Genomic DNA, 26,096 nt, shown 5'->3' with positions numbered 1-26,096 from the left:
AAAACATCACTGAAGTGATTCTGCTACCAAAATTAATTCGTCTAACGGTAAGGTCGTTTTTAGCATATAATTAACTCCATTTTCATCAATGAATTTGATTTTTGTTTCAGTAGAAGTAGATTTTTGTATAAACGTTCCATCAGGAAAGTTTGCAGTTTGCATTCCACAAACAGGACACGAGTCAACTGCATATGCCAACATTCCGTTAATTCTTATCAGTTGTGGCTGCAGTGAAGGGTTTACCTCCATCACACTGTCATAATCATCTTGGGTTCTCTGCTCTGCGGTTCCAAGAGTTTCCAACTTTTCTGCACTGACGATATTTCTTTCATCAATTTGGTAAATGAAAATTGCACCATCACTTATCAATTCAGGTATGTCCCAATCCTGAATTTCTTGATGATGATACACTATGTACGACTCAGACGGAGTGCCTGACTGTGAACACACATAGGAATATCCATCAGGCAAGTATGCAGGAGTTTTGAAAAATGGTGCAGTTTCTTTGCTTTGTTCAAGTGTCATACAGTTTGTACTGGTTTTTAATATCGAATCGTCTTTGGCAGTCCACCCTCTTTCAATTAATTTTTGTTTGGTTGATTCAGTTACACATGCAGGAGAACCATCATGTTTTTGAATTAAAATCAAGTCTACATTGCATTGTATTTTATCAAAAGGAATACCTGATTTTGATTGTTTTAATGGAGATATTTTTGATGGAATTTCAGTTACGCCCCCCCATATTCCATCAGAGTTTGGCTGTGATGTCTGTTCTTCGACACAGATTCCATCTTGCAAAACAGTTCCAGGCCCACAGTTTTGGGAAATTGGTTTACTTGACTTGGGTTCTGGAACAAGTGCGCCTTTGACATCAAGAGCAACTTGATCATTCCATGAACTTTTGTACAATTCGCCAGATTGAAAGTGATATCCATCATATGAGATGCTAAGAAATATTTTTTCATGTTCAGTGTGTGAATCCACAGTAAGGGTTACAGGAATCCTTTTGATTTGTCCTTGTGTAATTTCAAGAGAATCAACTTCTACTTTGACAAATTGTTTGGCACTTGAAGGATTTACCTCAATTATAGGAGTAAAATTATTTAATGCATATGGCCCAGTTGTATACGAAAATCTGATATTCATTTCAGTTGATTGACCGGCAATTACTTCTGACAAGGGAGGATCAATACTTGAATGCCCATTAAATGACCCTTCGGCAAATGATTTGGCAGTCACTGGAATCAACGCAATGATAAATACGGTAATTATCAAAAACCTAGTTTTCATTTTAGTTCCCAAATATCCATGAGATAAAATTATCCAAGTATGCAAAGATGCCAAAGAAAGGCGCATCATCGCCCATAGTTTTCATTCTGTCTGTTTGTATGACTTGACATATTCCCTCAATATTTTCTGTGCCTGCACCGCATACTATCTCTTCGGATTCATCATAAAATGTCACTCTATGTTGCTTACAATCTTCCATTGTTCGATTGATGCAAGGCGGATGTGCCCTATTTGGATCATCGTTGTAAAAACAAAGGCCTGTTTGATAAGAAGTATTTTCAGGACAAAGTTTTTCGGTAATGACTCCAGATGTCCTATCTCTAACTATGTAATCATATCCAGGAACATTCTTCAATTCCTGAATGTAAAACAAAACCCTTTGATCAATTTCATATAATTTAGAGGCAGTAGTTCTTCCCACTTCCTCAATATTATAATGCCCAAGAATTGTAATGGTAGAATTGTCAATAGGGTTTTTTAGATATTTTTCAATATCTAATGTGTACAATGCAAATCCTGCACGATTTGTATCAGGTTCAGATAAAATTTCAACTGTAGTAATGTTTCCAATTACAACCCATTTCGAATATTCAAAACTTCCTTGATAATTAGGTGGAGGCTCTGCAAAAGAGTTTGTTGGAATCATTATTGAAACTACTAGAATAATTATCAAAAGTCTAGTTTTCATTTTCTATTCTCACAATGGAGAGGTTCCCATCACTTGTATTGTTCGTGTATCTTTTTCAAATGCAATAGTCAACATCCTTTCAGTACTGTTGCTTTCTTCCTCAAAAGCCACTTCGATTCCATCAACTAGTACAAAAAAGGCATCATCATATTCTCCAATCTTGGCATCAATCAAATCCCGTGGAATCGTTATCTCCAGAGTACCTTTTTTTGCCTCCTGAAGCACAATGTTAAGAGTCATATGGTCTGGAACTTTGACAATTGATACGATCTTTGCACCGTCAATTGAATATTTTAAATCTTCATTGTCTGAAATGATCTTCATTTGTTCTACTGGAACGGTTGGAAATCCTGAAAAGTGCCTGAAATATTCTCCGTCATCAAGCAAAAAATTCCCTTCAATTTCTACAAGTTTTCCTTCAAGATTTCGAAGAAAATGATGAACAGTGTCTTTTGTTGAAAACAAGTTCAACGTATCATATCCCGTATACTCGATTCGCGGAAGTTCTTCACGCAAAGGAATCAAGTGGTACTCAAAACCTTCAGGTGTGTTCAGTCTGTCAACAACTCCAGTTATTTTAATTGTTTTTCCATACTCCATAGTATCAGTATTAATAATTCTGACTTCGTTTAACGCCCAACCTCGTGCAAAAAGTTTTGGAACTGTTTCAGGTTTTATACAGGAATACAGTTCACTGCTTTTCTTTAATACCAGTACCCGATCATCACGGCATTGGATATCTTGCCCATAAGTTCCAGATTTGATTTGTTTTAATGGAGACATGCTCCACGGAACCGGATAAACTGTACGATCTAAAGATCCACCCACATGATTTGTTCTTACTGCAAATTCTCCATCCATGAATTGAAGTCCATTTTCTAAAACCATGCGATAATTTCCCGTCCAATCTTGTGGAATTGTAAAGTTAAAACTAAAATCTCCAAATTCATTTGAAGGGAGGTTTAATGTTAAAACTAGATCATTGGAATTTTTATAATCTTTGAAAATATTAGCAGTAAAATTATCTACAGGTTGCTCAAAGCTTCCAATAACAAACATAGTTTCTCCAGGCGAAATAACATTTTGCGATATGCTCATTTTTTGTCCAGGAACTTCAATAACCATACCTTCTTCAAAAAATGCATCAGAATACGGAAACCCAATTAGAATACTTGAAAAAATACCAATAATCCCCAAAATTACAAAATACTTCATACTGTATGAAACCCTAGCACATCATTGAAAAGTTCTTCTGATGTTTTGTATACAGCCTGATAAAATCACAATAGATCAATTTGCACGTAGTCCTGCGCTTTCACGCTCTACTGCCAATTGATATGCTGACGGTACAGGATAAACACTCTCATCATAGTCATGATAAACTACATCCTCATTCCCATTTACAAAGGATTTTTTTGGAATTTGCAAGCATTGAGTGTATTGCAGATAAAGAATTGCCAATGTATCCCTAGCACTTGGAAGTCGTTCATCGCCTGAAAGATTGCACCTGATTGAATAGTCCAGCATCTGATCACGTATGTCATAATCCATATTCAATGTGATATAATGAAAAGTTGTAAAATTCATCGCAGTCAATTCCATACGCGCGTTTCTGTTGTTATTATTTTTAAGAACCTCACTGGCATCAGGATATTTTTCTTTGAATTTTGAATAGACCTGTTCGCTACTAAAAATTTCCATCGCATCATCATCTGTGAGTTTTGGCGTTAAAATATCGCCCCAATCTCTCTGTGTGTTTGCAACAATGTGAGGAATAATCGTTATTAAAAACAATGAAAAGAAAATCAACCCTATTGCAATTGCTATGACAATTCCAATTTTTACTAGTCTTTCCAATTATGCCCCCCAAACAAAATACTTTTCATTAGTAATGTTGGGAATGATTTTTTGTTTATAACGTTTGATGAAATCTAAATTTTACCGAACATTTAATTCATAAAATATGATAGCACGATGTATCGTGAGCGACGAGGATGAAGACATCGAAATCATCTCAACAGAAGATGACAAGATCAAGCTGATTGGCGAGATATTTAGCAATGATTCTAGCAGAAAAATTTTGAAACTAGTCTCAAACGGCAATGAAATGACTGCAAATGAAATTGCACAAGAAAACAACATGTCGCTGACATTGACAATACACCATCTAAAAAGAATGCAGGCCGCAGGGATGATCAAAGTATCAAAGACAGGAATTTCTGCAAAGGGTCAGGAAATGAAATACTATGTTTCCACAAACCAATCATTTCTAATAACATCAGAAAAGTCAACTAGTTCTCTAGTTAATTCATTAAAGAAATTCTCCAAGTTTGCAGCAATAGGAATGGCAGGGATTGTTTCATGGCTTACTGTTAAACCCAATAATCAGTTGATGCCAGTATTGGAACAGTCAGAAAGCATTGAAGAAAAAAGTTCCAAGATAGTTGCTAATGAGTGGAGTTCGGCATCAGAGAAGATTACAAATTCTGATGCGGATATGACGGTATCTTCAAGCCCAGAATTAGAGCCAATACACGAGCCAGAACCTCATCCTGAACCAGAACCAAGCAGTTCTGGAATTGATGAATTTGCATTTCAATTAAGCGAAGACAGGGCAAACACAGGATCTGTAAGTCTTGACAGAACCGTATATCCACAACCATTTGATGGAACAAATGCAACTAGTGGAGATCCTACACTAGAACTCATAATCTCAATTGCAGTTCCAGTAGCAGTAGTTGCAGGTGGAATAATTTTAGAAAGAATACTTTCACGATGGTACAATAAAAGAAAACTACAAAAAAAATTGCGAGGTAAAAATTCATGACATTCTGTAAAGGTAGATGTGCACAATCAGAATCTTCAACAAGACATGTTGCATATCATACAGGTGGGTGTTACTGCAGAAATTGTGATTATTACTTTAAAAAAAGATTCCTGCGTTGCCCCTGCTGCAATACCCGTGTTAGATACTCTACACGTACCAACAGAAGACGATTAGAATCAGAGATAGCACGAATATGAAAAATGAATTTTTAACAATCATGCTAGTTGCAGTATCTGGAATTTTTACGCTGTTTGTAATTAGCATACAGCCTACGCCAGTATCGTATGCTGATTCCATCTTTGATTCATGCTATGATGACGATGAATGCACCATTGACATGCTCTATGAATTATCTCGTAACAATTCTACACAAACAGTTTTTCTGACTCTAGATGAACTGATAGACTTGTATGTCGATGCAGACTTTTACTGTCATCCATCGGCTCATCATATAGGAGAATTTCTATACGGATATGTTAATAGAGATTTGTCAAAGGCATCTGAACTATCTGATCATAGATGTGCTGCAGGAATTATGCACGGGTTACTAGAAAATACAATTCAAATTGAAAACATGCTTGATGGCACCCCTATAGAATCTGTAGACATTAAGAAGTCATGTGAAATTGTCAGTGATGCATTGGGGGATAATGCAAAAAGTGAATGCGTTCATGGCATGGGCCATAGTCTTATCAAAATTTACAACTATAACACAACGCAAGCACTTGAGAGGTGCAATGAGTTTGATAACTGGAATGAAATCTACATGTGCAATGGAGGTCTGTTCATGCAAAACATGGGCGAGTATGCCGAAAATCGAGGTGGCGATTTTGACAAATCTGACATGTATTATCCATGTAACCAAATTAATGGCACAAAAAATTCTGAAGCTGCCACTTTATGTTACAGATATCAGGCAAACTATTTTTTGGTTCATGCAAACTATGATTTGCAGACTGCATATTCCTTCTGTTCTGGAATACCTGACCCGAAATACATTCCAATATGCTATAAAGGGGTTGCAGCACATCTGACAAAAGACAATTTTGATGTCGTAGACAAGACAATCTTGATGTGTAATTCCACTCCTCCAAAATATCAGGAACAATGCGTGATTGGTGCAATTGAGTCACTTACCAGATTTGTATCTGATGAAAAAGCAGACCAGTTTTGCCAGAAACTTGATGGAGATTTGCAAAAAACATGTCTTGCCAGAATGAATTCTCTTTTTGATAGCAGGTTTGGATAAAAATAATCATGGCCCATCACAAAATCTTAGAACGCTTTATGAACTTCGTATTGTTTTTCTAATCATATTATGAAAATTTTCATTATTTTACTGATTTTTGCAGGCTCTGTAATATTTGCACCCAGTGTATTTGGATTATGTGATTCATTGCCATGTGATAATTCCCCCATGCAACTAGAAGAACAATCCCAATTCATTGATTTCTCATATGTAAATATCATTGGAGAACCAATACAATTCATTATAGAAAAACCAAGCGATAGAAATTGCAATTCTTATGATGCAAAAATAACTGATGATGACGGCAATTTTATTTTGGGCTGGGGTGCAGACATATCTTGTGATCCTGCTATTGTTTCAAGTCCAGTGCAAACAAAAATTGGATATGATAAAAATAAGCCTATAATTATCAATGAATCTGGAAAATATTATCTTGAAGTAGAATTTGTTGATGCATTCATTAAACAAGAATTTGTAGTCAGACAAAATCATGGAGGAGGAACACTTGATCGTACCGTTTATCCAGTTCCATTTGATATGCCGTCTCCACATAAACAAATGAAACTTGGAATTAAACTGGGTCATATCATTTGTGACAAAGATAAAGTTCCTGTCTGGAACACTCATTACAAACCTGCATGTGTTTTTGCAGACACAGAATCTGAACTTCTCAGTAGAGGATGGGCAAAGCTACGTTTGATGTTACCTGCAAGCCCTTTCCCAGAAAAGGAGATGGAGTGGACGGGAAGAAACATAATGTCCATGATGTTAGAGGGAACTTTTTCATACAATAGTACTCCTGTTGATACTCTTGATGAGAAAAGAAAGGCAGTTGAGGAATATTCCAAACAGTATCATTTAGGAGAACAATACCTGGAATATGCAATTACACCACACCAATATCATTACAATGTTGGCGATAAAGTTCAGTTTGAATTGTTAGAGTGGGGAATATCATCTGATTGCTCGAATCCTCAACTAAGAATAATTGACATCAATTATCAATCTGTGCTTGAAAATAGTTTAGACAAACTTTGCATTGATCATGATGGTACATATGGTACTTTTAATTCATATTCTATGGGTAATGACTTTGAGGAATTTGTTTGTGATAAAACTGGATATTATAGAATAGAAGTATCCAATGGAGATATTTTTCCTCCAACAATATTGCAAAATTTTGCTTGTTTAGATTCTGAACCAAGTACTCCGCCTCCAGAACCTGAACCTACCTACACGCTTACTGAAGTTCATTGTTTTCCAAACCAAGTAATCTATAACGATGAATGCATTTACGTACTTACACCTTCTGATGAATTTCCAAAAGATATGACAAAGTATTTCTCAATGGTTGATGGTAAAATTATTAATTTTTGCGAAATAAAAACTGCAACTTTAGACAGAGAAAATACCAGTGGTATAGCTCTGGATAGGTGTTTTGAGATTTCACATTACAAAATATCTGATGTCAACGAAATAAAATTTCAAAGTACAACCCCTCCAACATGGATTAACATCAAACTTGAAGACTTGACAAGAAACGTAGAACTTGGTTCTTCACCAGCATTTAGAGTAGTTGAATCTGGATGGGGAAATGGCTGTACTTCCCCAACATTAGAAGTATATCATATGAAGCAAGAAATTGGTAATGATTACACAACGGATAATCTAATCTACAAACATCACATTGTATACTCTTGTCCATATTATGAGCCCGTTTACCCACCTAGAGATGTTCTAAGAATTTGGGATGAATCAGACTTTGCAGATTTTCCAACATGTGAAAAGGAAGGAAGGTATTTGATAGTTGGAGATTCTGGATATGAGCGATTACCATTAGATTATTACTATTGTAGAGTGGAAAATGAAGACTAGACTTTTGATAATAATTGTAATTGCGGCACTTGGATTTTCTGGGACTGCATTTGCATGTTTATGTGATGACTTGACCGTTGAACAAAGAATTAATCAGGCAGACGTAGTTTTTTCTGGAACTGTGTATGAGGTTCCTTGGGATTTTTCAAATGATTCTATTGCAGCAGGATTTAGCGTTCAAAAAGTATGGAAAGGAGCAGATTCATTTCCCTTGATTAAAAACGGACACGTTCCTGTATCTACTGCAAAGGTCAGTACTGCATGTGGAATAAATCTGATCAAGGATAAAGAATACCTAATTTATGCAAAGATAGTTGATGCCAGTCTACATACAACTACATGTGATGGCTCATGGTTTTTGGATGGCAGGAATGACGATGTTAAAATTCTTGAAACTATTGGTTCAACTCATGCTTTTAGTGATGCGCACGAGATCAAATCTTCACAATCACATGATTGTAGAGGTCCAGGACTGTATAGTGTAGAAGAATGTGAGTTTGGGAAACTTGTCCGCAATATCTTCTTACCCCTTGGAGTTGCTTTGCCAATTGTAGGGATGTCTGTATTTTTTCTTTGGAGAAAAAGAAAATGAGAACTAAATACAAAATATTTCTTACTGTGAGTCTGTCGACTATCTTATTTTTTGGTGCTTATCAGGTGTTCATGTACCAATGTGGAACAATACCAGTGTTTGCTGAAACTCCTAGAAATCCAAATTTTTGGAATTGTCTTACCGTTTACCAAAATCAACATTATGTACATTCAGATGATGTATATGCTGTTCATGTAGAGACAGACAAGCAAGAATACCACACAAATGATGTCGTAATCATATCTGGATATGTAGATAATATAGGGTCTAACACCAATCTGACAATTACAATATACAATCCGTTATTGGAGGTTGTATCTATTTTACAGGTGGCAATATCGGATGATAATACATTTGAAGAGTCTTTGCCCATTGGAGGATCATTGTGGGAACAAAATGGAATCTATTCTATTTCTGTTCAATATGGCAAGGCAGCAGACCATACAGACTTTTTGTATTTGTCAGATTTGGAATCGGATGGTTTGTTATAATAGTTAAAATGAAAACAGGAAGAGTGCCATCAGCAGGATTGTTTTTTTATTTTTTAAAAATTATTAAGAATGCAGATCAACTATCTTTATGAATTGGAAAATTTTCCAAAATAATTCAGGATTCAGTATTTTTAAAATTGTGGTAGAAGAAAAACTCGAGCCATATTATCTCAAAATTAATGATGAATACAAAAAAAACTATAGAGAATACAAGCTAATTTCATTTTATGGCCCATTTTTCAGTTTCAGTATTAGAAAATGAAAACTAGACTTTTGATAACAATCCGATAAGACTTACTCCTTTGTAGGTGTTCTTTTGAGACTAGTTAATGTCAATTATTTTTAATAAAATATTTGCTAATCTTAACAGGCTTGCACATTGAATCCTCTGTCGGGTTTTGTCAGATCAGTTAACCACATGACTAAATCAATAAGATAGTTTGCTTTCTTAAAATAAGACAATGCGAATGATAATCTAAAATGATGGAGAAAAAATATTTTATTCTAATTCCTTTGCTGCTTGCAACGTTCATTCACCTAGTAAATCCAGTTGGATTTCCAGACATTTTCTTTGATGAAGGAATCTACATGCGAAGGGCAATGAATACAATTGATACTGGAAACCCACAGGAGAGTTATCTGTATGATCACCCATATTTCGGACAGATAGTTCTTGCAGGAGTTTTACAGATTACAAACTATCCTCCAGACAACATATCAACTGATCCTGATTCGCTTCAAAGCCTGTATCTCATCCCAAGAATATTCATGGGGATTGTTGCAATTGTTAGCACATTTTTAATCTATGAAATTGCCAAAGTAAAGTTTGGTAATGATGTCGCATTACTATCATCTTCTCTGTTTGCAGTAATGCCATACACATGGATATTTGATAGGATTTTACTTGATGCAATTCTCTTGCCGTTTTTACTTTCATCAATTTTACTTGCAATACATTTTGCAAAATCACAGGGAAATACATGGCTTGCACCAGTATCAGGAATTTTGTTAGGACTTGCAATTTTTACAAAGGTTCCAGCATTTGTGTTCATTCCTCTAGTGATCTGGCTGATTTTCCAAAAGAGGGGAAAACTTTCAGACATGTTAATTTGGATAATTCCGGTATTGCTGATACCAATGCTGTGGCCTGCAAACAGCATAATGCTTGATCAGTTTGACTTGTGGGTAAAGGACGTACTATGGCAGAGCCAGAGAAGTAACAGCATTTTAGAGATTATAGGATATTTTATTCTAATTGATCCAGTGCTGTTCGTGATTGGATTTGCAGGGATTGTCTATTCTGCAATAACAAAAAATAAGTTTGTCATGTTTTGGTTTGTGCCGTTTATTGCATTTCTGTCATTGATTGGATTCAAACAGTATTTCCATTGGATTCCAGTCATTCCTATCTTGTGCATCGCTGCAAGCATTTGGCTACTTGACATGCCAAAGAAGGTAAAATATCTACAATCAAAGACAATCCATTATGGAATAATAGGGGCAATTCTGGTCTTTGGATTTTCAAGCACCGTTCTGATCATAACAAATGACGTGTCATATAACCAGTTTGAGGCCCTCTCATTTGTTTTAGAAAATCAAAACAAACAAAGTACAATTCTTGCCAGTCCCGTATATACTTGGATTTTGTATGATGTTTTTGACATAGATAATGTACCAAAAGACTATGCAATGATTTTATTTGGTCCAGTTGAGACCAAAAAAATTACGGTAATTGCAGATGCTCATTTTATGCTAGATCAGAGCAGAGGAGACAAACTAGTACAAGCATACAACAACACAAAGTCAATACAGTTCTTCAATGGCAAAGTAAAGGACTTTGATACCCGAATCTACCCATATACCAACATGAGAATAAATCAGGAAGGATTCTCAATTGATGTAAGGACAGGTCAATGGGACAAGTGAAGCAAATTGCACCTTAAACATTTTAATCCAAAGCACAGATTTTGAGGATATTGAAATCAGCTGAAATATCCATAATCGTTCCAACATATAATGAGTCCGAAAATATTTGTAGAATTCTAGAAGGGATTCAAAAATCAATTCCCAAGGAGATTATGGCTGAAACCATTGTAGTAGATGACAACTCACCTGATCATACAGCAAAGATGGCAGAGGAGTATTTTTCATCAATCAGGGAAAAAACAGGCCATACAATTAACGTAATCAAGAGAAAAGCAAAAGACGGTCTGAGCTCTGCAATACTTAATGGAATACAGCAGGCATCTGGAAATACAATAGTGGTAATGGATAGTGATTTCTCCCATCCCCCACACATCATACCAAAAATGATTGAGACATTGAGGAAGACCAGCTGCGATATTGTGATTGCTTCAAGATATGTCAAGGGAGGCTCAATCCAAGGGTGGCCCTTTAAGAGAAAACTAATGAGTAAAGTTGCAACAACAATTGCAAAAAAAGGTCTTGGAATTTCATCACAAGATCCAATGTCTGGATTTTTCTTGTTTAAAAAAAATATCATAAAGGGATTAAAGTTTGATGCAATAGGCTACAAGGTGCTCCTTGAAATTCTTGTAAAGACCAAAGGAGTCAAAATTCAGGAAGTTCCGTATACATTCACAGACAGGAAAGAAGGGGAAAGCAAGCTTGGTGCAGAAACAATTTTTGATTACTGCAAATCAGTCTGGAATCTGTACAAGTATGGACGCAAGGTAAGAAAAGACGAGAAACGCACATCTGTCAGATTCCTTTCAAAGGCAGCACGATTCTTTACAGTCGGCGCATCAGGTTTAGCAGTAAATTATCTTGCATCGGTGTTATTTTCATTCAGTGCAGACATGTGGTATCTGCATGCAACTGTAATGGGAATCATGTTTTCAATCACTAGTAATTTCATTCTAAACAAGTACTGGACATTTGAGGACAAAGATTTTGCAGTAAGAAGAACTCTTGTGCAGTACGGAAAGTTTGCAGGGTTTAGCTCAATTGGAGCACTAGTCCAGCTTGGAATGGTGTATTATTTAGTAGATATGAACAACGTCACATATCCAATCGCATTAGTGTTGGCAGTCGGTATCGCAGCGTTTAGTAATTTTGTGTTAAACAAGAAATGGACATTCAAAGAAAAAGTGTGGAGCTAGTTTTCATTTTTTACATTTAGATTGCGGTCTTTGATTCATTTAAAATCAAGTGGGATTCGCCTCTGTTTGTTTTGTATCCTCCTGAAGAACTACTAGTTTCATAAGCCTTCAAATGAGCAGGATCCACGCCTGTCTGACCCTCATTCTTGTCTCTCTTTAGTTTTCGATTGCTTACTACAAACATCACAGCTCCACCAATTGCTGCAAATCCTGCCATCCCATACATCACAGTTGCAGGAAACTCATCAGTGTCAGGTTCTGCACTGACTTGGGTTTTCAAGCTGGTTAAGAACACCTCAGATCCATCAATTCTAGTCGTATCCACATATCCTTCAAATGAAATGGATGCATCATCACTTGATTCAATCACTCGTATGGTGTATTTTTTATCAAGATCTATTTCCTGAACCCACTGTCTGTCACCACATGGACCGACATCAATGCTGCATTCCCCCATAGAATAATGAGTGATGACATTTTCTCCAATGTATTTGTACTCTACTGCACCTGGAATTATCGCAGTGTTATCAAACATTGAATGCCATTTGTATAATGGAAGATCCAATATTCCACTTGCATCGATTAATGGCAACTGCATAATTGATACGTCTTGTAGTTTTTCAGAAAGATCCGGAATCATTACATCAAGTGCAGATTTTGGATTATTCACATCAAATGATCCGTAGATAGTTTGAAGAATTACCGGTTCGTCGATTGATATGCCCCTCCAGTTTGCATCAATTACAGTCTTTTCAAATGATGTTGTTAGGACATGGTTTGTAATTGTTGGAATTAGTTGCATCTTGTATTCTATTACTGCACTGTTTTGATTTCCTTTCAATATTACATGGTAAATTATCTTGGCATCAGTTACAACTGCATCACTTGAAATTTCTTTTAGATTTTTGTTTAGTTGTACCACAAGTTCATCCATGCCGGGAGTGTCAGAATCTGCAACAAAAGAAAGAGTTTGGTTTGTTTTGCGCAATGATTCAGAAAGATCACCGCCGTTTGGATATTCAATGTAAACTATTCTCAAAAATTGAAACGATGGTTCTGTAGGATTCTCGCCTGAAAGAATTGCCGCATCAAGTTGTACAGCTGACGCATAGGGTACAAGGCCAGTTACTAAAATCAATACCAGAAGGAATCTCATACTAATATATCCATAGAAATGGATATATTCATTATTATCAAATACATAAAGTATGGCGGATATATCCACATCAGCACGTACCTCAATGGACATATTCAGGGCAATAATGGACCATGGCCCCCTTACACTCTACTCTGCAAACAGCAAGACAAGAATTCCGATAGGCACAATTCACAGGCATTTTAAGCAGTTAAGCAAATCAGGCAAGATTCGAGTTTACAAGTCAAAAGACAAAGGTAGGAAAAAAATTGAGTACGGGCCTACAATGTATGGGATTGTTAGTTTTTACAAGCAAGACATGGAATTTGCAGAGAAGATTGAAAACTATTACCTCATTTGGATTGAAAACAAAGAATTCCAAAAGGATCTGGAGGGAGAGGGATTTGACGTATCAAAGGATAATCTAAAAAAATCAAAGCAGGTGTTTAGAAAATACATGAATTATTTTAGTGCAGTAGAAGAGCAGATTGAAAAAATAAAAAATGGTGAAGACTCAATATCTCGGGACATGCAGGTATTTTTTAGTTCAATGATGTTATCATCAAATCCCAAATATCAAAAACTCTGGACAGAATTATACGGTGAGCTTCCAGGGATGCAAAAAAGTCTAGAGGAATACATGGATTCGATGATAAAATCATACAAAGAGTTTAAGAAAAATCTCAAATGAGGTCATTTGAATATGAAAGAAACATTGCAAATATTATCAAGACAGTAGGTACCAGATACAGAAATCTGTTGGCATGCTTTTTCTTGTTCAGATATGCAAGATACAGAATCATTCCAACAGAGATTGCCATCACTACATTTAGAATATCAGACATGTCATTAAAGACACTACATTGTCGCCAACCTAACATGCAGTAAGAAATTAAAATTACAAAGTTCCATGTAGAATGAAACAGAATTACAAACCAACCTTTTTTACTAATCCATGTTCTTATGCTAAAAAAGATGTGCGGAATTGTAAGTAAGAATCCGCCATATGCCAAAGTTTCTACTGAAAAGACACCAAAGCTAAATAGATGTGCAGCAGACCAAACTATTCCGGTTCCAAGCAGTACAAGAGGATTGCCAGTCAAAAAATACGGGATTCCAAAAAATACTGATTCTTCTAGCAATCCTGAGCTCAATGCAAGTGAGACCGACACTGGGAATTGTGGAATTTCATAGTCTGAAATAACACTTGTTGCAAGACTAGACCCAGCATGCATCAAAATCAGGCTCAATCCATGATAGAACAGCCCCATTTTTAGGAGATAGAAAACATCGTTTCTTTGAAATGGCTTTAGCCATGTCTTGGGATTAATATCATGAATTTCAGAAATCATTTTCCAATGTTCCTTTTAAAAAACCAGATAAAGAGTAAATTCCTGTTCCAATCAAAACAAAAATGCTGGCATAAATGATATAGGGTCCTGTAGGAATTGATGTCTTTCCAACTTCTGGAGTTATGGGAATCATTCCTTTGGGTAGATTTTTTGGAGGTTCAGAAGGAATTGTCTCAAAGCTAAGTATTGTTATTGTAATTCCCATCAAAAGAAATATTGTTGCGCCAATGGCTATGTATCTAGTCTTCATTTTCTTTTTCTCCAAATAATAATTCCTGCAAGAGTTACAAAGATACCAATTATTCCACCAAACAAAAATGTCTGTTTATACATAAACAAAACATAGTCAATTCCCTCTATTGGTCGCATTATTGGCGGTTCTGTCGGAGGGAACAACACAAATGATGAATAGAGAATAGGTGAAAACCCTATGGCCATTAATGCAATTACAATCACTATCAAAAGCCTAGTCTTCATTTTCTAATCAAATTTTATTCCAAAATTATGTTCTAAGGTTTGTGGAAACACGCATTGTTGTATATCGCTTGTTCCAATCCTATAGATAAATATCGCATATGACACATCTTCATGAATTGCAATATCATGTAATTTGTAGACATGAATGAATTGATTGTGGCATTTGGGAATGAATGTATCACCTATGCTGATAATTTTGTTTTCAAAATAATCAAAATCAGAGATTTCAGCGTGCATAAACTTGGAATGCTCATCAGTTGAAAATGTCACCTCAACGTTTTTCTCATCAATAATGTTGATTTTTTTTATCAATCCTAAAGAGATCTCTTTATCATCATAAAGTAAATCAAGATAGCCATAATTGTATGGAATTAATTGATCCCAATAGTCATTTTGTTTTTGAATTTTATTGTAGTTTAGTGGAGGAAAACAAAAAAAAGTGTTATGAGAAATATCATGACAATTGTACCCTTGGGATTGATAATCTATTTTGCAGTCTAAATCACATAATTGATCAATAGTTTCAAATTCCATTTTTAGTAAAGGTTTGGAATATTTGTAAAAATTGTCTATAGAAGGGTAATTTATTGAAATTAAAATTATCCCCACTATAATGACAGAAATTGCTAAAAGAATATGGGAATTCAAACAATCAATCTGAAATTATGATATTCATAAGTACTTCGAATCTTTTACTCGATAAAAAATTAGAAAATTAGATAAAAAGGGAAAAGAGAGTTTATCCTCTTCCCATGGCGGCATATTTTCCCTTGCGTCCCATTACAAAAAAGGCCGAAGCGATTCCACCAAATATCCCGGTAGATAAAACAAGTGCTCCAAAAACCCCCTCTAATGCAAACATGGGAGTTCCAGAGCCCGTACCTGGATTTTCTTGTGCAATTCTAACTCTCTCTTGTTGGAGGTCTAGAATGTCATCAAGTCCAGTTGTACCGGAAGTTGGCAGATATTGTGCAAATGCAAGGCTGCTAACAGAAGGCAATATCAAAAGGCTTAACATTACTCCTGTCATGATGATTGTTTTTTTTCCAGTCATTGAGTTAATTACGTGAATTTTGCATAAAGCGTTTGATGAAATTATTGTTTCACTAATACTTACATATCATATTGCCATATAGTATATCACCTATGAATGATGAAAAATGCAAAACAGACAACGCTGTAAACATTTTCTCTTTAGATGATGACAAGATGAAAATTTTAGCCAAAGTTATTTCTAATAAATCAAGCATAGAGATTTTGAATTTATTATTTTACAACGAGATGACTGCAAATGAAATTGCACAAAAAACAAACATGTCGTTGCAACTTGTAAAGCACTACTTGGATAAAATGCAAAAGATTGAACTAATACAGGTATCAAAGACTGTAAAAAACTCCAAGGCAAGAGACATGAATTATTACAAAACATCAAAGATGGCAATAGTTCTCACTCCATCAAAAATTACTGAGAAAACAAAGCAGAGCAAATCATTGGCACGTTCATTCCATTCCATTTCCAAATTCTTTGGAATGACAATAGTATCTGCAATTACTGCATTATCACTAGTAATAATGTCTGCTGAAAGCAGATTGTTTGAACCGTTAAAAAGTTGGTATACAGACTTTAGCTTGCCAATAAAATTATCAGGAACAGGTATTGCAAATTCTGTAGATGAATCACTGTACATGGCAAAAACAAAGGTAGACATTGTAGTTTCAAATCCTGGTGCAGGTTCTGGGACACCTTACTTTGATCCATATTCTAGCATATTGAATTTCACAGGCAGTGATTTCACTATTACAATGTTAGTACTTGCAGGCATTGGAGCCATCGTATCGCTAGTTGTTTTTAACAAAGTCATACAGTCTTTTCAAAATACCTCATTACAAGATTCATTTTAGAAACGTTGTTCTCTAGTAGGTACAAAGTAAACACCATTTAGAAATTTTATGAAAAAATTCTAAGAATACTTTAGAATATATTGTCGCAAGTTTGGAAAACTAATTTCAAATCTGAGAGGGCGATTTGTCAGATCACATTGACACCACAACTAGGGTTAAACATGAAAATGGTGGACCCGACCGTCTGCCGCCCGTTTGCGGTTTCAAAAATTAGTTTCTTGTTATCATTACGTACATCTCAAATTAAAACGTGTATTTGTGTGCAGTCAATTTTTGTCATTTAATTAACACCGCATTTTTTCATTCATAAGTACTTCACAGGTATCCCTCTTAAGAAAGTAGGTTTGCTATAGGAATTACACCAAATAACTTCCAAGTACATTCAGCATTATCAATGTAAAGAAGGCCGTTAGTCCATTGATAACCTATGGCAAATTGTAATGTTCCATTTTTAGTCATTTCACAACTACCATAAACTTTGGATAGATTTGGCATTGCAAATGAAATAAGAACAAATGCAACGATTACCAATATTATTATCAAGAGTCTAGTTCTCATTTTCTAATTCTCCCACTTACAAAATATCCAGATACAAATCCAGCACTGCTACCAATTAATAAAAACAACAAAATGACAGAGATTGGATCATGTGGCTCATTAGAATAGCCATGTTCTTTTTGGATGGCATCTATCTCTTTCCAGGTTAACATCTCTCCATGATAACCACTCAAAGACACATTTGATTGACCAATGTTGATTACTTCTACTTGATATGCTCCTTTATACTCTGGTGTGAATTCAGTAGAAATTGATTTTTGATATTCGTTTATGTCATAAGTAATAGATGTCAGGACCAAGTTACCGTTTGGATCTTTAATTTTCACTTTTAGTACATCGTCTTCATTTTGGTATTGTAGTCTAAAACCTAATGGCCTTTCCAAATCTTTGCCGTTCATTGTAAACATAAAGGAATCTCCGGTTGCAATGACTTGGTTTAGTTCATTATGTGTGGTATATGGATCGATGAGCAGACCCGATACGTGAGGTACAAGCATTATTGTACTTGCCAGAACAAGAAAAATCAAAAAATACTTCATACAGTATGAAATCCCATACATCATTGAAAAGTGATTTGGATGTTTGACATCATCTGGAAACAGCTTCGTATCCAGTATGGCCCATGTTTAGTCGAACCTCCACATATGGATCATCCTCATAAAGCAACACAAGTTCTTTCATGCTTTTGTTGAATTCTTTTTCAAGATTCATAAAATCATTAATCTTCTTTTTTAGAATCATCTCTTTTTCTGATTCGTAATTTTCGCGGATTTCTCCAATTTTTGTGCTCAGTTCCTCTTTTGACATGCCTGAACGTTGGCTATAGTCAATGGTTACGTTCTTTTCATCAGACTTGGATTTGGCTAGTGCCTCGTCATATTTTTTGTCATACAAATTTTTCAGATCAATTTTTTCTTCCTCAAATTCCTTTTTCATTTCTCGAATTTGCAAGTTAACTTCCTCAACTCTTACTGATACCTCTTTGTTCTCAATACTGGTCACAACATAGTCATCTGCACTGTGAAATTCTGCTAGTCCTTGGCCTATCCACTCTTGTGCAGTGTCAAAAAGCACGCAAGAGTATTTTTCAGTTTCAAGATTAAATATTACAACAAATCCTTCATGGCAATTTGTAAGTGGCGTGATTGGCTCTTGTGAAGATTTGTTTTGTGTATCTCCCGTTATTTCACCCATTCCATGTCTTACCCACATTTCTGCAGTAAAGACACTTACACAGACATAATCATCTGCATGAAATCTATACACTACAACATGTCCTTCTCTGCATTCAGTGTTGGGAGTTGTTTTGCTAAGGTCTTCCCACGATACAGCATCATCAGGGTTTGCTTGCAAGTATGCAGGGTTTGACCTGTAATCCTCATAGTATTTTCGTAGCTGTTCACCAGTTATTGGAGAGTCAATAAACTGACCATCCTTATCAAAGAGAATTTGCTGTGAGTAATATGCCAAGTTATGGTTTACATTGAACTGGGAATTTGTCTCAATAAGCTCAATTCGTTTGGTCTCAGCTGCTGCAAGATATGCCTGTAGTGCATCACGTCTGGAACCGCCATCAGCAAGTACTTGTTTGAATGCATCTCTTCCAGATTTTACCTTTTGTTCCTTGAACTCAAACTGATCCCAAAAGACATCTTGAACTTGGGGGTCAGGAATCTTGTCTACAAATCTGTCAAAGGCATTGTAAGAAGAATAATACTCCCAGAGTTTTTCCCAGTCTGCCAAATCCTGATTCAGTATTTGAAGTGATTGTGCTCTTTTTTCCTCCAGTGCCTTTTGTGCTTCTAATTTTTCATAGTTTCTTTGCTCAAGATCTGCAATCCATTTTTTTGTCTGCTCTATCTTTTTTAGAATATCCTGTGCAACTGGATTGTTTTGAAGATCTCCAGATAGCGTGGTCTGCTCACTTGTTTCAACTGATTCTTGTGCAAAAGCAGTACTTGTGGCAAAAAACAGTGCAAAAACAACACTAATTCCAAGAATACCACGCCTTACCATAAAAAATCGACATGGTTTTTCGTTATAAAAAATACTGATGAATCATTAGTAAAAGTAGCAGTTTTACGCATAAAGTAATGATATAGTCGGGTCAAAACTGACCCAACCTAGGTCTACGCTATGGTCTGGCACATACAAGATGAATGACTCCCATCAGTTGTATAATCATGTTAGTGAAATATCACATAAAAGGCACACGTAGAAATTATTCATGCAAATCACTATTATTGCAAAATGCAAAAAACATCTTGTGAACATATTCATCATAAAATACGTATTAAGAAAACCAAATGTTGCATTTGAGAGAATATCAAATTCCAATCAAAAATAATTTCAAAAGCCTAGTTTTCATGTTTTAAGTCCCCACTATCTCAATTCTAGAGTTGTTATTGATGTCAATTCTTAACACATCATTTATCAAATTTGGTTCAATCTCCCCATCATCTACAAGAACAAATAATCCATCTAACTTTGTTTCAAATCTTTTTTCTAGGTTTGGTAATGGATCACACATTATGATGTAACCATGAGAATTATACACTGGTTTTAGTATCAATGAACGAGCAGTTTCATCAACTGAAAATTCCCCAATTGGAACAGTATAGAAAATTGAAAATTCATCCTTGATAGAAAATCGTGGGGTTCCATCACTAGATGAAGAAATAGATCTATTTTTTATGAAATTTTCATCGTATGGAATGTCGCATTGTTTTGATAGATTTGGCTCTTGTGAAATAGGTTGTAAAACAGCAAAGATTACAGAACTGCCAATGATAATTCCAAGTATAATGATTATATGAATAGTATTCATTTTCTATTTCTCCATTAGTTCTGACAACTCATCAGGAATATTTCCATACTGTTTCTCATATTGCTCAATTTGTTCTTGTAATCTTTGCCCATCATAGTTATAGTGAATAATCTGTGCAACAATGTTTCCAAGTTCACCTAGTTTGTTCATCTCTGAGATAAAATTCCATTGTGTTTCTTGATCAACAACTCCTGTCATGGATTCTTGTTCTAGTTGTCTGCGTTGATCACGCAATGTTAATGAATATTCATAAAGAGATTGACGCCATGAATCAAGTTCTATCTTGCAAAAGTGCCCATTGGAATAACTGGAAATAACATCATCAGTATTGAATGTAGCAAATCTATAGTCAGTATTTTTATCAAAACAGTTCAAATTGTATGGTTGCTTGTCAGTTATCTCATCAGTACACGTATCAAGATGAAAGTAAGTTGATGCACCCTGATTGTTGTCATTTGTTGCAATCAATCCATAGTGAATGTTTGATATGTCATTTCGCTCATCAAATATGTCTAGTTCTAGGTTGTGTGAAGCGTATTTTTTGGAAAATATCTGAAAATTCTCTGTTTGGGAGATTTTTTGCAGTTGCAGAGGAATGTTTTGCTCAAAGGCGCATATTGAAGATGGAACATAGTCGAATTTTTCTGCTCTTTCCTGAGCAGTTAGGAAAGGGTATTGGCCTTCAAGCAATGTGACTTTGGAAATCTTGATTCTAAGTAAATCCAATGAGAGATCCTGTAATTTTTCTTCCATGAGTTTTCGTGATGCGTTGAATTGTTGCATGTCATCACCCATCTTGTATTTTTTTGACTTTTCATTGATAGAGATGATTTCCTTGGCATGATTTTCAAATGACAGTGATTTTGGAATCTCATCAGGATTTTGAATAATCAGAAATAAAATTGCGGATGCTAGAATTATCATGATTGTAATAATTCTAAATTCTGTTTTCATTTTCTTTTTATCCAATTGGATGTACCAGTCCATATTCCTGTAGATATTACAGATACAAAATAATAGTAAACAAAATTCAAGCCGTAAACTATTTCCCAAGATTCAAAGTTAACCCATCTTATACTGGATTGAGGCGTCACTCCAAAAAAATACAACACAGGGACACTAAGATACAACCATACTTCCCATGCAGGAGCTGTGACCCAGCTCAACATTTTGTAAAGGATTGACGGTTCATCCTCTGAGAAATTTTCTCCTTGCAGGGTTGCAAGCCCCATGATTATTGTAAGCATAACAAAAATGACTACAATCTTTTTGTTTGGAATCAGAAATTTCAGTCTAGTTTTCATTTTCTATATCTCCATATTATTGAAATCAGAGTTATAATTACAGGTACAACAATAATTACTAAGAGAGGAATTCCAAGTATGCCCCAAGTAAAAACAGAACCGCAATCCTCCCAAGCATATCCAATAAAATGAATTACAGGACAACCATCCATGTTTTTCATCTTAACATCCGTTTTTTCCACTATCATGGATTCTGCTATTTGTAGAATTTGATCTAATGGCATCTGGGATTCAATTCGGATTTGAGTGTCATCAAGAAAAACAATTGCACGTGAATTTGAAAAAATCTTTTGATCATTTGAGGAAATTAACAGTAATGATTCAGAAGCAGTTCCATTCCATCCGTTGAGTCTTATTTGCTGTTGGTTTGAATCAAGAAACCCAAGACGTTCATCAAATGTAAAATGTTTATTTTCAAAGAAACTTATCAACAATCCGCCATCATCCCAAAATTCAAGTTCAGTTGTATCAGCAGAAACAGGATTTTTTGAATAGATTATCTGTTCAGGGTATTCTAAACCATACATTCCTTGAAATATGTACTCTTTAGGAACTTTGGGAGAAAGGATGTTGTACGGTACTTGATTTATTGCATCGTCCTCATCAATATCAAAATGAGTTTCTAATGGAAACATGCCTCCAGGAGAACCCCTTCTGACAGGATCGGGGGATGGTCGAGATGGTTGTTCTGATACTTCTACATAGAATCCAAGTGCTTTTGCACCAAATGTGTTGCTTTTTGCAATCAATGTATGCCAAATTGTAGTTCCAGTATTTGCATCAGGACTTGCACTGACGGTCAAAATAGAAGTCCTAGTCTCGTTGGGAGAAATTTTCAGTTGAGGCGGTTTAAAATCAAAAATTCTATCTTTATGAAAAGAGTCATCAGCAGACATTTGAAGATTAATGAGGTGTTGTTTTGAATCGTTGTTGGTAATTGTCAGAGTGATTTGTTGAGAATCACCTGGTTTCAAGACAAGATGAGGTCTATTCAAGTTTGGTTCATAGAAATGCATTCCGGACATATCTAGATCAAACTGAGTAGTCTCAATGTATCCATGTACCGGAGCAAACATTCCAACAATCAAAACAAATCCAATAATTGTCAAAAATATAACTTTCAACAATTCAAGCTAAAGTTGTGACATTCATAAGTACTTCTAATCTTTAGTTCAAATCCATACAGGTTTGAACTGTGGAGTATTTACTGGTTTGAACTCTTATTTTCTAATGGCCTACCACTGTCCACAAAATCATTATAATTTGCCATTATGCTTGTTTCTACAAGGTCATAATAATTTTCATCTGCAACATAATTTAGCCCAAAAAATGAATCTTGTTTTCCGCTAATCAAAGGATGCTTGTCTGACAATACTGTCAAGTTGCCAGTTCTTTCACCATCAAACTCAATATACTGATCAACTTGTATGTCGCATTGATATCTTACGGGATATGTTTTGTGACCCATACACCACGTTACATTTCCTTCTATCACTGTATCATATTTTTCTTTAAGTAATTTTACTACCTCTAATGAGTCACACTGTTGTGCAGTTATAGCATTAATAAAATAATCTGAATATCCTTGATGATATATTGTCTGGTAATCCATATTTGGAGGTATTTTTGATATTATTTTTTCTTCTTGTGGTGAACCTTTAAAGACCCAGTTTAGATGCAGGATGATTTTATTTTCTTCTAGTTGTATGTCGCATATATTGTATTGAGTTTCTTCTATGTTGGACTTGATTTCTTCAAACTGTGTTGTTGACAATAATGATTCTGAATCAGAATCTAACCCGATTCCTCCAGTTCTAATCCCTTCTTGAATTTCAATATCTGCAACTCTTTCTTGTTGCAAGTCATATTCGACAATAGCTATCATATCTTTTTCATTTATCTGAAATGTCATTCCAATGTAAAGAAGAGAATGGTATTCATTACCATCTAGTGTGTATATGCAGCAATCTACCTGGTATGTAGTGTCTTTTATCAAATTCTTGAGTTGTGGATCATCTAATGCCTCATTTACAAGAAATTGCTTTACAGTCCCATTGACATTTTGTGGGCCTTGTCTTAATTGAGTCAAGATTTGATTTTTCTCTTGTTCAGAAAAATCCCAACTAGTTCTTGTGGGAATTGTGATTGTTTTTGGTTCTATGCATGTCCCATCAAAATTTTTTCCTTCAACACATGAGCCTCCAATAATGCCAACATAAAACAGGAAAAACATTCCCGCCACAGATGAAATTCCAATGATTATCAAGAGTCTAGTTTTCATTATCTGTCCCATTCGTCATACATTACTATGTCTTCAAAATATTCTATTACAGCAAAATCCTTTTTCAAAAATGTATGACCAATTTCTATCTGAAATGTATAGTTGCCAAGAGTAGAAATTACCACGGGATTAACGTCATTAGATATTGTATATTGGAATAGTTTCGGTGTTGTATGGTCTGCAATAACACATCCTGAATGATACATCTTCTCCCACATTGTAGAATTGTCTTTAAAATCAACTATTCGTGCATCCCATGAATCACACATATCATAACCCATTTTCTCAATCGTTATGAACATCGGTTCGTCAACTACCATACGTGAGTGCAGTCCTCTAATTTTGAATGTTGGTGCAATGTTTTCCCAAACCCAGTCCTCGTATATTGATAAATGTGCCCACTCTGGAATTGAAAATGCACATCCATCACCACGCCATTTGGCGAACTGTATTGAAGTTGGTACTATCTGGTCTTCTGATAAGGGTCTCAATGCTGTGTTAGGTGAATCCCTGTACTTTTCTTGTTCTCTTACAAACTCATTCATAGAATTATCGAAAGTCCATGCACATCGTTCTTCATCAGACATCGAACCAACGTCCATGGTCTGTACTGTGTGATTACGGATTTTGGTTTCTCTTATTTCAGACAGTATGGATTCTCGAATATCCCTCCATTCTTCATATTGTTTTTGATCCTGATAGTAATCATACTGATTAATGCCATATGCAATTCCAACTCCTGCAAACACAGCCATTCCAACAGCAATTATCAAGAGTTTAGTTTTCATTTTCTAATTCCCCACAATACCAATGTTCCAATAGAAGTAAACGATACTCCTAACAGAAAGAATCCAAGCGGTTTTTCCTGATGATCATCAAAAAGATTTGTATCTACAGGCATTCCAAAAAAGTTAATCCCCGAAACATATGACAAATCATTGCCACAATCAGGTAATATTTCACATACACTCCAAATTATGTGTGGAGTCTGAGGCACAATTGCAACAAATACTAGAGCTATAATAATTGGAATTTTGTATCTAGTCTTCATTTTCTACAACTCTCCAAAATCATGATTCAAGCTGTACTGAATGATTTCTGGATACTCACACTGGAATCTGTCTTCTGGCTCTATCACAGCATGCCATGTCAAAAAGTAATCCACATCATCAATTGTCGTAGTTCCAAGATATTGCACTATGGTTGCACCAGTTCCATCAAAGTTTCCGCAATGCGTGATAAACGAATCGTATTTTTCAACAATTGTATCAAATTCAAAGTCCTCTGTAATCTCATATGTTGTTCTGTCCTTGTTTCCTATGCGATAGTCCTTGTCTGCAAACGTAAACAGTGCGGTATTTTCATCAATCAGTTTCATGTTCTTTATTGTAAATATTCCTCCTTCAAGACCTACCCTATCAAAGTGAATCTCGCCGTTAATCCCGTTATTTCCAGTGATAAATGAACTCAGGTGGTCTCTGTTTTGTGGGTCATGTATCTTTGGTTTTTTGTAGCAATACTGGTTCATTGACGGAGTGGCATAACATGTGGAATCTTTTTTGTCATGTGTCTCTTGGAATTCATTTGGTTGTATAGGGAAGTTTGGAACTATTTTGGCTTTGTTTAGTGGAACAGAATATGTGTAAAAGTCAGATATTGCAGAATAGTTTATGGATATTAGAATAAAACCAACTACAAAAATAGAAATTACAAGTAAAATATTGCTAGTTTTCATTTTGTAAATTCCTCATATTCTATTTTCTCACCACAGTATGGACAATAGTTCATTGGAAAAAATGCAATGTTTCCATCTGCGCTGATATCTTTAAAGTGGAATTTTGCCCATTTAACGTTCCATAGTTGAAAATGTTTATCATGTTCTTTGAGTTGTTTACAACACCACCATGTTCTATGAGTATCCACATGGAATTCAGTAAATTTTTCACATGTAGGATCATCAAAATGTTTAGTATAAAATATCTTCAATTATCCAAAGCTAAAATTATGATATTCATAAGTACTTCGAATCTTTTACTCTTACAGTCAAAAATCATCGTGGAAGGTTTTGGGCAGTACCATCATCTATAAAATAATCCGTCTTTAACTATAATTTATGGGAAATTTTC

33 protein-coding genes are annotated in these 26,096 nt (G+C 35.3%); 11 read left to right on the top strand and 22 right to left on the bottom strand.

Annotated elements, in window-relative coordinates; genetic code table 11:
- Nucleotides 1-6 precede the first annotated feature (6 nt).
- From NSED_RS10730 to NSED_RS04015, 4 genes are all read right to left on the bottom strand, one after another.
- Complete coding sequence (locus tag NSED_RS10730; RefSeq protein WP_048103530.1) at nucleotides 7-1,290, bottom strand: hypothetical protein; 1,284 nt, start codon at nucleotides 1,288-1,290, stop codon at nucleotides 7-9.
- 1 nt (nucleotide 1,291) lies between these two features.
- Nucleotides 1,292-1,978, bottom strand: a complete 687-nt coding sequence (locus tag NSED_RS04025) for a hypothetical protein (protein WP_014964971.1) — start codon at nucleotides 1,976-1,978, stop codon at nucleotides 1,292-1,294.
- Between the two features lie 9 nt (nucleotides 1,979-1,987).
- Complete coding sequence (locus tag NSED_RS04020) at nucleotides 1,988-3,193, bottom strand: hypothetical protein (RefSeq protein ID WP_014964970.1); 1,206 nt, start codon at nucleotides 3,191-3,193, stop codon at nucleotides 1,988-1,990.
- Nucleotides 3,194-3,268: 75 nt separating this feature from the next.
- Nucleotides 3,269-3,835: a hypothetical protein gene (locus tag NSED_RS04015; RefSeq protein ID WP_014964969.1), complete on the bottom strand. Its 567-nt coding sequence runs from the start codon at nucleotides 3,833-3,835 to the stop codon at nucleotides 3,269-3,271.
- 124 nt (nucleotides 3,836-3,959) lie between these two features.
- Here NSED_RS04015 and NSED_RS04010 point away from each other — a divergent pair, with 124 nt between their 5' ends.
- The 9 genes from NSED_RS04010 to NSED_RS03980 all read left to right on the top strand — a co-directional run bounded on the left by NSED_RS04010 (nucleotide 3,960) and on the right by NSED_RS03980 (nucleotide 12,134).
- On the top strand, nucleotides 3,960-4,805 hold the full coding sequence (locus tag NSED_RS04010; RefSeq protein WP_014964968.1) for an ArsR/SmtB family transcription factor: 846 nt from the start codon (nucleotides 3,960-3,962) through the stop codon (nucleotides 4,803-4,805).
- An 18-nt stretch (nucleotides 4,806-4,823) separates the two neighbouring features.
- Nucleotides 4,824-4,979 (top strand): hypothetical protein, encoded by a 156-nt coding sequence (locus tag NSED_RS10255; RefSeq protein WP_156800615.1) that lies wholly within the window; start codon nucleotides 4,824-4,826, stop codon nucleotides 4,977-4,979.
- A 19-nt stretch (nucleotides 4,980-4,998) separates the two neighbouring features.
- On the top strand, nucleotides 4,999-6,054 hold the full coding sequence (locus NSED_RS04005; RefSeq protein ID WP_014964967.1) for a hypothetical protein: 1,056 nt from the start codon (nucleotides 4,999-5,001) through the stop codon (nucleotides 6,052-6,054).
- Between the two features lie 69 nt (nucleotides 6,055-6,123).
- On the top strand, nucleotides 6,124-7,929 hold the full coding sequence (locus NSED_RS04000; protein ID WP_014964966.1) for a hypothetical protein: 1,806 nt from the start codon (nucleotides 6,124-6,126) through the stop codon (nucleotides 7,927-7,929).
- Nucleotides 7,919-8,521 carry a hypothetical protein gene (locus NSED_RS03995; RefSeq protein WP_014964965.1) on the top strand — a complete coding sequence of 201 codons (603 nt, stop codon included), beginning with the start codon at nucleotides 7,919-7,921 and terminating at the stop codon, nucleotides 8,519-8,521. The genes NSED_RS04000 and NSED_RS03995 overlap by 11 nt, the downstream gene beginning before the upstream one ends.
- Nucleotides 8,518-9,012, top strand: a complete 495-nt coding sequence (locus NSED_RS03990) for a hypothetical protein (protein WP_016939766.1) — start codon at nucleotides 8,518-8,520, stop codon at nucleotides 9,010-9,012. Before NSED_RS03995 ends, NSED_RS03990 begins: the two co-directional genes overlap by 4 nt.
- A gap of 88 nt (nucleotides 9,013-9,100) precedes the next feature.
- Complete coding sequence (locus NSED_RS10250; RefSeq protein WP_016939765.1) at nucleotides 9,101-9,274, top strand: hypothetical protein; 174 nt, start codon at nucleotides 9,101-9,103, stop codon at nucleotides 9,272-9,274.
- 218 nt (nucleotides 9,275-9,492) lie between these two features.
- Complete coding sequence (locus tag NSED_RS03985) at nucleotides 9,493-10,938, top strand: ArnT family glycosyltransferase (protein ID WP_016939764.1); 1,446 nt, start codon at nucleotides 9,493-9,495, stop codon at nucleotides 10,936-10,938.
- A 50-nt stretch (nucleotides 10,939-10,988) separates the two neighbouring features.
- Nucleotides 10,989-12,134, top strand: coding sequence for a glycosyltransferase (locus NSED_RS03980; protein WP_014964962.1), 1,146 nt, complete (start codon nucleotides 10,989-10,991; stop codon nucleotides 12,132-12,134).
- Between the two features lie 16 nt (nucleotides 12,135-12,150).
- On the opposite strand, the gene NSED_RS03975 is transcribed toward NSED_RS03980, so the two are convergent.
- Nucleotides 12,151-13,290: a hypothetical protein gene (locus NSED_RS03975; protein WP_016939763.1), complete on the bottom strand. Its 1,140-nt coding sequence runs from the start codon at nucleotides 13,288-13,290 to the stop codon at nucleotides 12,151-12,153.
- An 85-nt stretch (nucleotides 13,291-13,375) separates the two neighbouring features.
- Between NSED_RS03975 and NSED_RS03970 the strand changes: the two genes are divergently transcribed.
- Entirely contained in the window at nucleotides 13,376-13,960 is a 585-nt protein-coding gene (locus NSED_RS03970; protein ID WP_232212204.1) for a winged helix-turn-helix domain-containing protein, read from the top strand.
- Here the strand turns inward: NSED_RS03970 and NSED_RS03965 are convergent.
- The 5 genes from NSED_RS03965 to NSED_RS03945 all read right to left on the bottom strand — a co-directional run bounded on the left by NSED_RS03965 (nucleotide 13,953) and on the right by NSED_RS03945 (nucleotide 16,152).
- Nucleotides 13,953-14,621, bottom strand: coding sequence for a hypothetical protein (locus tag NSED_RS03965; RefSeq protein ID WP_016939762.1), 669 nt, complete (start codon nucleotides 14,619-14,621; stop codon nucleotides 13,953-13,955). The two genes, NSED_RS03970 and NSED_RS03965, sit on opposite strands and share 8 nt — an antisense overlap.
- Nucleotides 14,611-14,871, bottom strand: a complete 261-nt coding sequence (locus NSED_RS03960) for a hypothetical protein (protein WP_014964958.1) — start codon at nucleotides 14,869-14,871, stop codon at nucleotides 14,611-14,613. The genes NSED_RS03965 and NSED_RS03960 overlap by 11 nt, the downstream gene beginning before the upstream one ends.
- Nucleotides 14,868-15,098 (bottom strand): hypothetical protein, encoded by a 231-nt coding sequence (locus NSED_RS03955; protein WP_026089886.1) that lies wholly within the window; start codon nucleotides 15,096-15,098, stop codon nucleotides 14,868-14,870. Before NSED_RS03955 ends, NSED_RS03960 begins: the two co-directional genes overlap by 4 nt.
- Nucleotides 15,099-15,101: 3 nt before the next feature.
- Complete coding sequence (locus tag NSED_RS03950; RefSeq protein WP_232212203.1) at nucleotides 15,102-15,632, bottom strand: hypothetical protein; 531 nt, start codon at nucleotides 15,630-15,632, stop codon at nucleotides 15,102-15,104.
- Nucleotides 15,633-15,837: 205 nt separating this feature from the next.
- Nucleotides 15,838-16,152 carry a hypothetical protein gene (locus NSED_RS03945; protein ID WP_014964955.1) on the bottom strand — a complete coding sequence of 105 codons (315 nt, stop codon included), beginning with the start codon at nucleotides 16,150-16,152 and terminating at the stop codon, nucleotides 15,838-15,840.
- A 92-nt stretch (nucleotides 16,153-16,244) separates the two neighbouring features.
- Here NSED_RS03945 and NSED_RS03940 point away from each other — a divergent pair, with 92 nt between their 5' ends.
- Entirely contained in the window at nucleotides 16,245-17,000 is a 756-nt protein-coding gene (locus NSED_RS03940) for an ArsR/SmtB family transcription factor (RefSeq protein WP_014964954.1), read from the top strand.
- 330 nt (nucleotides 17,001-17,330) lie between these two features.
- Here NSED_RS03940 and NSED_RS03935 read toward each other — a convergent pair whose 3' ends face one another.
- The 12 genes from NSED_RS03935 to NSED_RS03880 form a co-directional block, all read right to left on the bottom strand.
- Nucleotides 17,331-17,558, bottom strand: a complete 228-nt coding sequence (locus tag NSED_RS03935; RefSeq protein ID WP_014964953.1) for a hypothetical protein — start codon at nucleotides 17,556-17,558, stop codon at nucleotides 17,331-17,333.
- Entirely contained in the window at nucleotides 17,555-18,097 is a 543-nt protein-coding gene (locus NSED_RS03930; protein WP_016939761.1) for a hypothetical protein, read from the bottom strand. The genes NSED_RS03935 and NSED_RS03930 overlap by 4 nt, the downstream gene beginning before the upstream one ends.
- A 49-nt stretch (nucleotides 18,098-18,146) precedes the next feature.
- Nucleotides 18,147-19,574 carry a hypothetical protein gene (locus tag NSED_RS03925; RefSeq protein WP_014964951.1) on the bottom strand — a complete coding sequence of 476 codons (1,428 nt, stop codon included), beginning with the start codon at nucleotides 19,572-19,574 and terminating at the stop codon, nucleotides 18,147-18,149.
- Between the two features lie 355 nt (nucleotides 19,575-19,929).
- A complete protein-coding gene (locus tag NSED_RS03920; RefSeq protein WP_014964950.1) occupies nucleotides 19,930-20,385 on the bottom strand; it encodes a hypothetical protein in 456 nt (151 codons plus the stop codon).
- A gap of 3 nt (nucleotides 20,386-20,388) precedes the next feature.
- Complete coding sequence (locus NSED_RS03915) at nucleotides 20,389-21,339, bottom strand: hypothetical protein (RefSeq protein WP_237737708.1); 951 nt, start codon at nucleotides 21,337-21,339, stop codon at nucleotides 20,389-20,391.
- Nucleotides 21,336-21,689, bottom strand: a complete 354-nt coding sequence (locus tag NSED_RS03910) for a hypothetical protein (RefSeq protein ID WP_014964948.1) — start codon at nucleotides 21,687-21,689, stop codon at nucleotides 21,336-21,338. Before NSED_RS03910 ends, NSED_RS03915 begins: the two co-directional genes overlap by 4 nt.
- Nucleotides 21,686-22,813 (bottom strand): COG1470 family protein, encoded by a 1,128-nt coding sequence (locus NSED_RS03905; RefSeq protein ID WP_232212202.1) that lies wholly within the window; start codon nucleotides 22,811-22,813, stop codon nucleotides 21,686-21,688. The genes NSED_RS03910 and NSED_RS03905 overlap by 4 nt, the downstream gene beginning before the upstream one ends.
- 80 nt (nucleotides 22,814-22,893) lie before the next feature.
- The gene (locus tag NSED_RS03900; protein WP_016939759.1) at nucleotides 22,894-23,970 is read right to left on the bottom strand and encodes a hypothetical protein; all 1,077 of its coding nucleotides are present in this window, start codon (nucleotides 23,968-23,970) and stop codon (nucleotides 22,894-22,896) included.
- Nucleotides 23,970-24,758: a hypothetical protein gene (locus NSED_RS03895; RefSeq protein ID WP_014964945.1), complete on the bottom strand. Its 789-nt coding sequence runs from the start codon at nucleotides 24,756-24,758 to the stop codon at nucleotides 23,970-23,972. Before NSED_RS03895 ends, NSED_RS03900 begins: the two co-directional genes overlap by 1 nt.
- Nucleotides 24,755-25,021, bottom strand: coding sequence for a hypothetical protein (locus NSED_RS03890; protein ID WP_014964944.1), 267 nt, complete (start codon nucleotides 25,019-25,021; stop codon nucleotides 24,755-24,757). The genes NSED_RS03895 and NSED_RS03890 overlap by 4 nt, the downstream gene beginning before the upstream one ends.
- A gap of 3 nt (nucleotides 25,022-25,024) precedes the next feature.
- Complete coding sequence (locus NSED_RS03885; RefSeq protein WP_014964943.1) at nucleotides 25,025-25,705, bottom strand: hypothetical protein; 681 nt, start codon at nucleotides 25,703-25,705, stop codon at nucleotides 25,025-25,027.
- Nucleotides 25,702-25,956, bottom strand: a complete 255-nt coding sequence (locus tag NSED_RS03880; protein ID WP_014964942.1) for a hypothetical protein — start codon at nucleotides 25,954-25,956, stop codon at nucleotides 25,702-25,704. The genes NSED_RS03885 and NSED_RS03880 overlap by 4 nt, the downstream gene beginning before the upstream one ends.
- Nucleotides 25,957-26,096: the final 140 nt, after the last annotated feature.

Origin of the sequence: Candidatus Nitrosopumilus sediminis, from assembly GCF_000299395.1 — an archaeon.
GTDB classification, from domain to species: Archaea; Thermoproteota; Nitrososphaeria; order Nitrososphaerales; family Nitrosopumilaceae; genus Nitrosopumilus; species Nitrosopumilus sediminis.
The sequence above is the reverse complement of the archived record's forward strand: the minus strand, read 5'-3'. Positions and strand labels throughout refer to the sequence as shown.

Bases quoted from the DNA above. Each gene is read 5' to 3' on its own strand.
- NSED_RS03955 (WP_026089886.1), bottom strand. From the start codon at position 15,098: ATGAAGACTAGGCTTTTGATAGTGATTGTAATTGCATTAATGGCCATA.
- NSED_RS03965 (WP_016939762.1), bottom strand. From the start codon at position 14,621: ATGATTTCTGAAATTCATGATATTAATCCCAAGACATGGCTAAAGCCA.
- NSED_RS04005 (WP_014964967.1), top strand. From the start codon at position 4,999: ATGAAAAATGAATTTTTAACAATCATGCTAGTTGCAGTATCTGGAATT.
- NSED_RS03915 (WP_237737708.1), bottom strand. From the start codon at position 21,339: ATGAAAACAGAATTTAGAATTATTACAATCATGATAATTCTAGCATCC.
- NSED_RS03885 (WP_014964943.1), bottom strand. From the start codon at position 25,705: ATGAAAACTAGCAATATTTTACTTGTAATTTCTATTTTTGTAGTTGGT.
- NSED_RS03890 (WP_014964944.1), bottom strand. From the start codon at position 25,021: ATGAAGACTAGATACAAAATTCCAATTATTATAGCTCTAGTATTTGTT.
- NSED_RS03925 (WP_014964951.1), bottom strand. From the start codon at position 19,574: ATGGTAAGGCGTGGTATTCTTGGAATTAGTGTTGTTTTTGCACTGTTT.
- NSED_RS10730 (WP_048103530.1), bottom strand. From the start codon at position 1,290: ATGAAAACTAGGTTTTTGATAATTACCGTATTTATCATTGCGTTGATT.
- NSED_RS03945 (WP_014964955.1), bottom strand. From the start codon at position 16,152: ATGACTGGAAAAAAAACAATCATCATGACAGGAGTAATGTTAAGCCTT.
- NSED_RS03995 (WP_014964965.1), top strand. From the start codon at position 7,919: ATGAAGACTAGACTTTTGATAATAATTGTAATTGCGGCACTTGGATTT.
- NSED_RS03910 (WP_014964948.1), bottom strand. From the start codon at position 21,689: ATGAAAACTAGACTGAAATTTCTGATTCCAAACAAAAAGATTGTAGTC.
- NSED_RS03940 (WP_014964954.1), top strand. From the start codon at position 16,245: ATGAATGATGAAAAATGCAAAACAGACAACGCTGTAAACATTTTCTCT.
- NSED_RS03895 (WP_014964945.1), bottom strand. From the start codon at position 24,758: ATGAAAACTAAACTCTTGATAATTGCTGTTGGAATGGCTGTGTTTGCA.
- NSED_RS03920 (WP_014964950.1), bottom strand. From the start codon at position 20,385: ATGAATACTATTCATATAATCATTATACTTGGAATTATCATTGGCAGT.
- NSED_RS03935 (WP_014964953.1), bottom strand. From the start codon at position 17,558: ATGAGAACTAGACTCTTGATAATAATATTGGTAATCGTTGCATTTGTT.
- NSED_RS03990 (WP_016939766.1), top strand. From the start codon at position 8,518: ATGAGAACTAAATACAAAATATTTCTTACTGTGAGTCTGTCGACTATC.
- NSED_RS03970 (WP_232212204.1), top strand. From the start codon at position 13,376: ATGGACATATTCAGGGCAATAATGGACCATGGCCCCCTTACACTCTAC.
- NSED_RS03960 (WP_014964958.1), bottom strand. From the start codon at position 14,871: ATGAAGACTAGATACATAGCCATTGGCGCAACAATATTTCTTTTGATG.
- NSED_RS10250 (WP_016939765.1), top strand. From the start codon at position 9,101: ATGAATTGGAAAATTTTCCAAAATAATTCAGGATTCAGTATTTTTAAA.
- NSED_RS04000 (WP_014964966.1), top strand. From the start codon at position 6,124: ATGAAAATTTTCATTATTTTACTGATTTTTGCAGGCTCTGTAATATTT.
- NSED_RS04025 (WP_014964971.1), bottom strand. From the start codon at position 1,978: ATGAAAACTAGACTTTTGATAATTATTCTAGTAGTTTCAATAATGATT.
- NSED_RS03985 (WP_016939764.1), top strand. From the start codon at position 9,493: ATGATGGAGAAAAAATATTTTATTCTAATTCCTTTGCTGCTTGCAACG.
- NSED_RS03900 (WP_016939759.1), bottom strand. From the start codon at position 23,970: ATGAAAACTAGACTCTTGATAATCATTGGAATTTCATCTGTGGCGGGA.
- NSED_RS03930 (WP_016939761.1), bottom strand. From the start codon at position 18,097: ATGAAGTATTTTTTGATTTTTCTTGTTCTGGCAAGTACAATAATGCTT.
- NSED_RS03950 (WP_232212203.1), bottom strand. From the start codon at position 15,632: ATGGAATTTGAAACTATTGATCAATTATGTGATTTAGACTGCAAAATA.
- NSED_RS03975 (WP_016939763.1), bottom strand. From the start codon at position 13,290: ATGAGATTCCTTCTGGTATTGATTTTAGTAACTGGCCTTGTACCCTAT.
- NSED_RS04020 (WP_014964970.1), bottom strand. From the start codon at position 3,193: ATGAAGTATTTTGTAATTTTGGGGATTATTGGTATTTTTTCAAGTATT.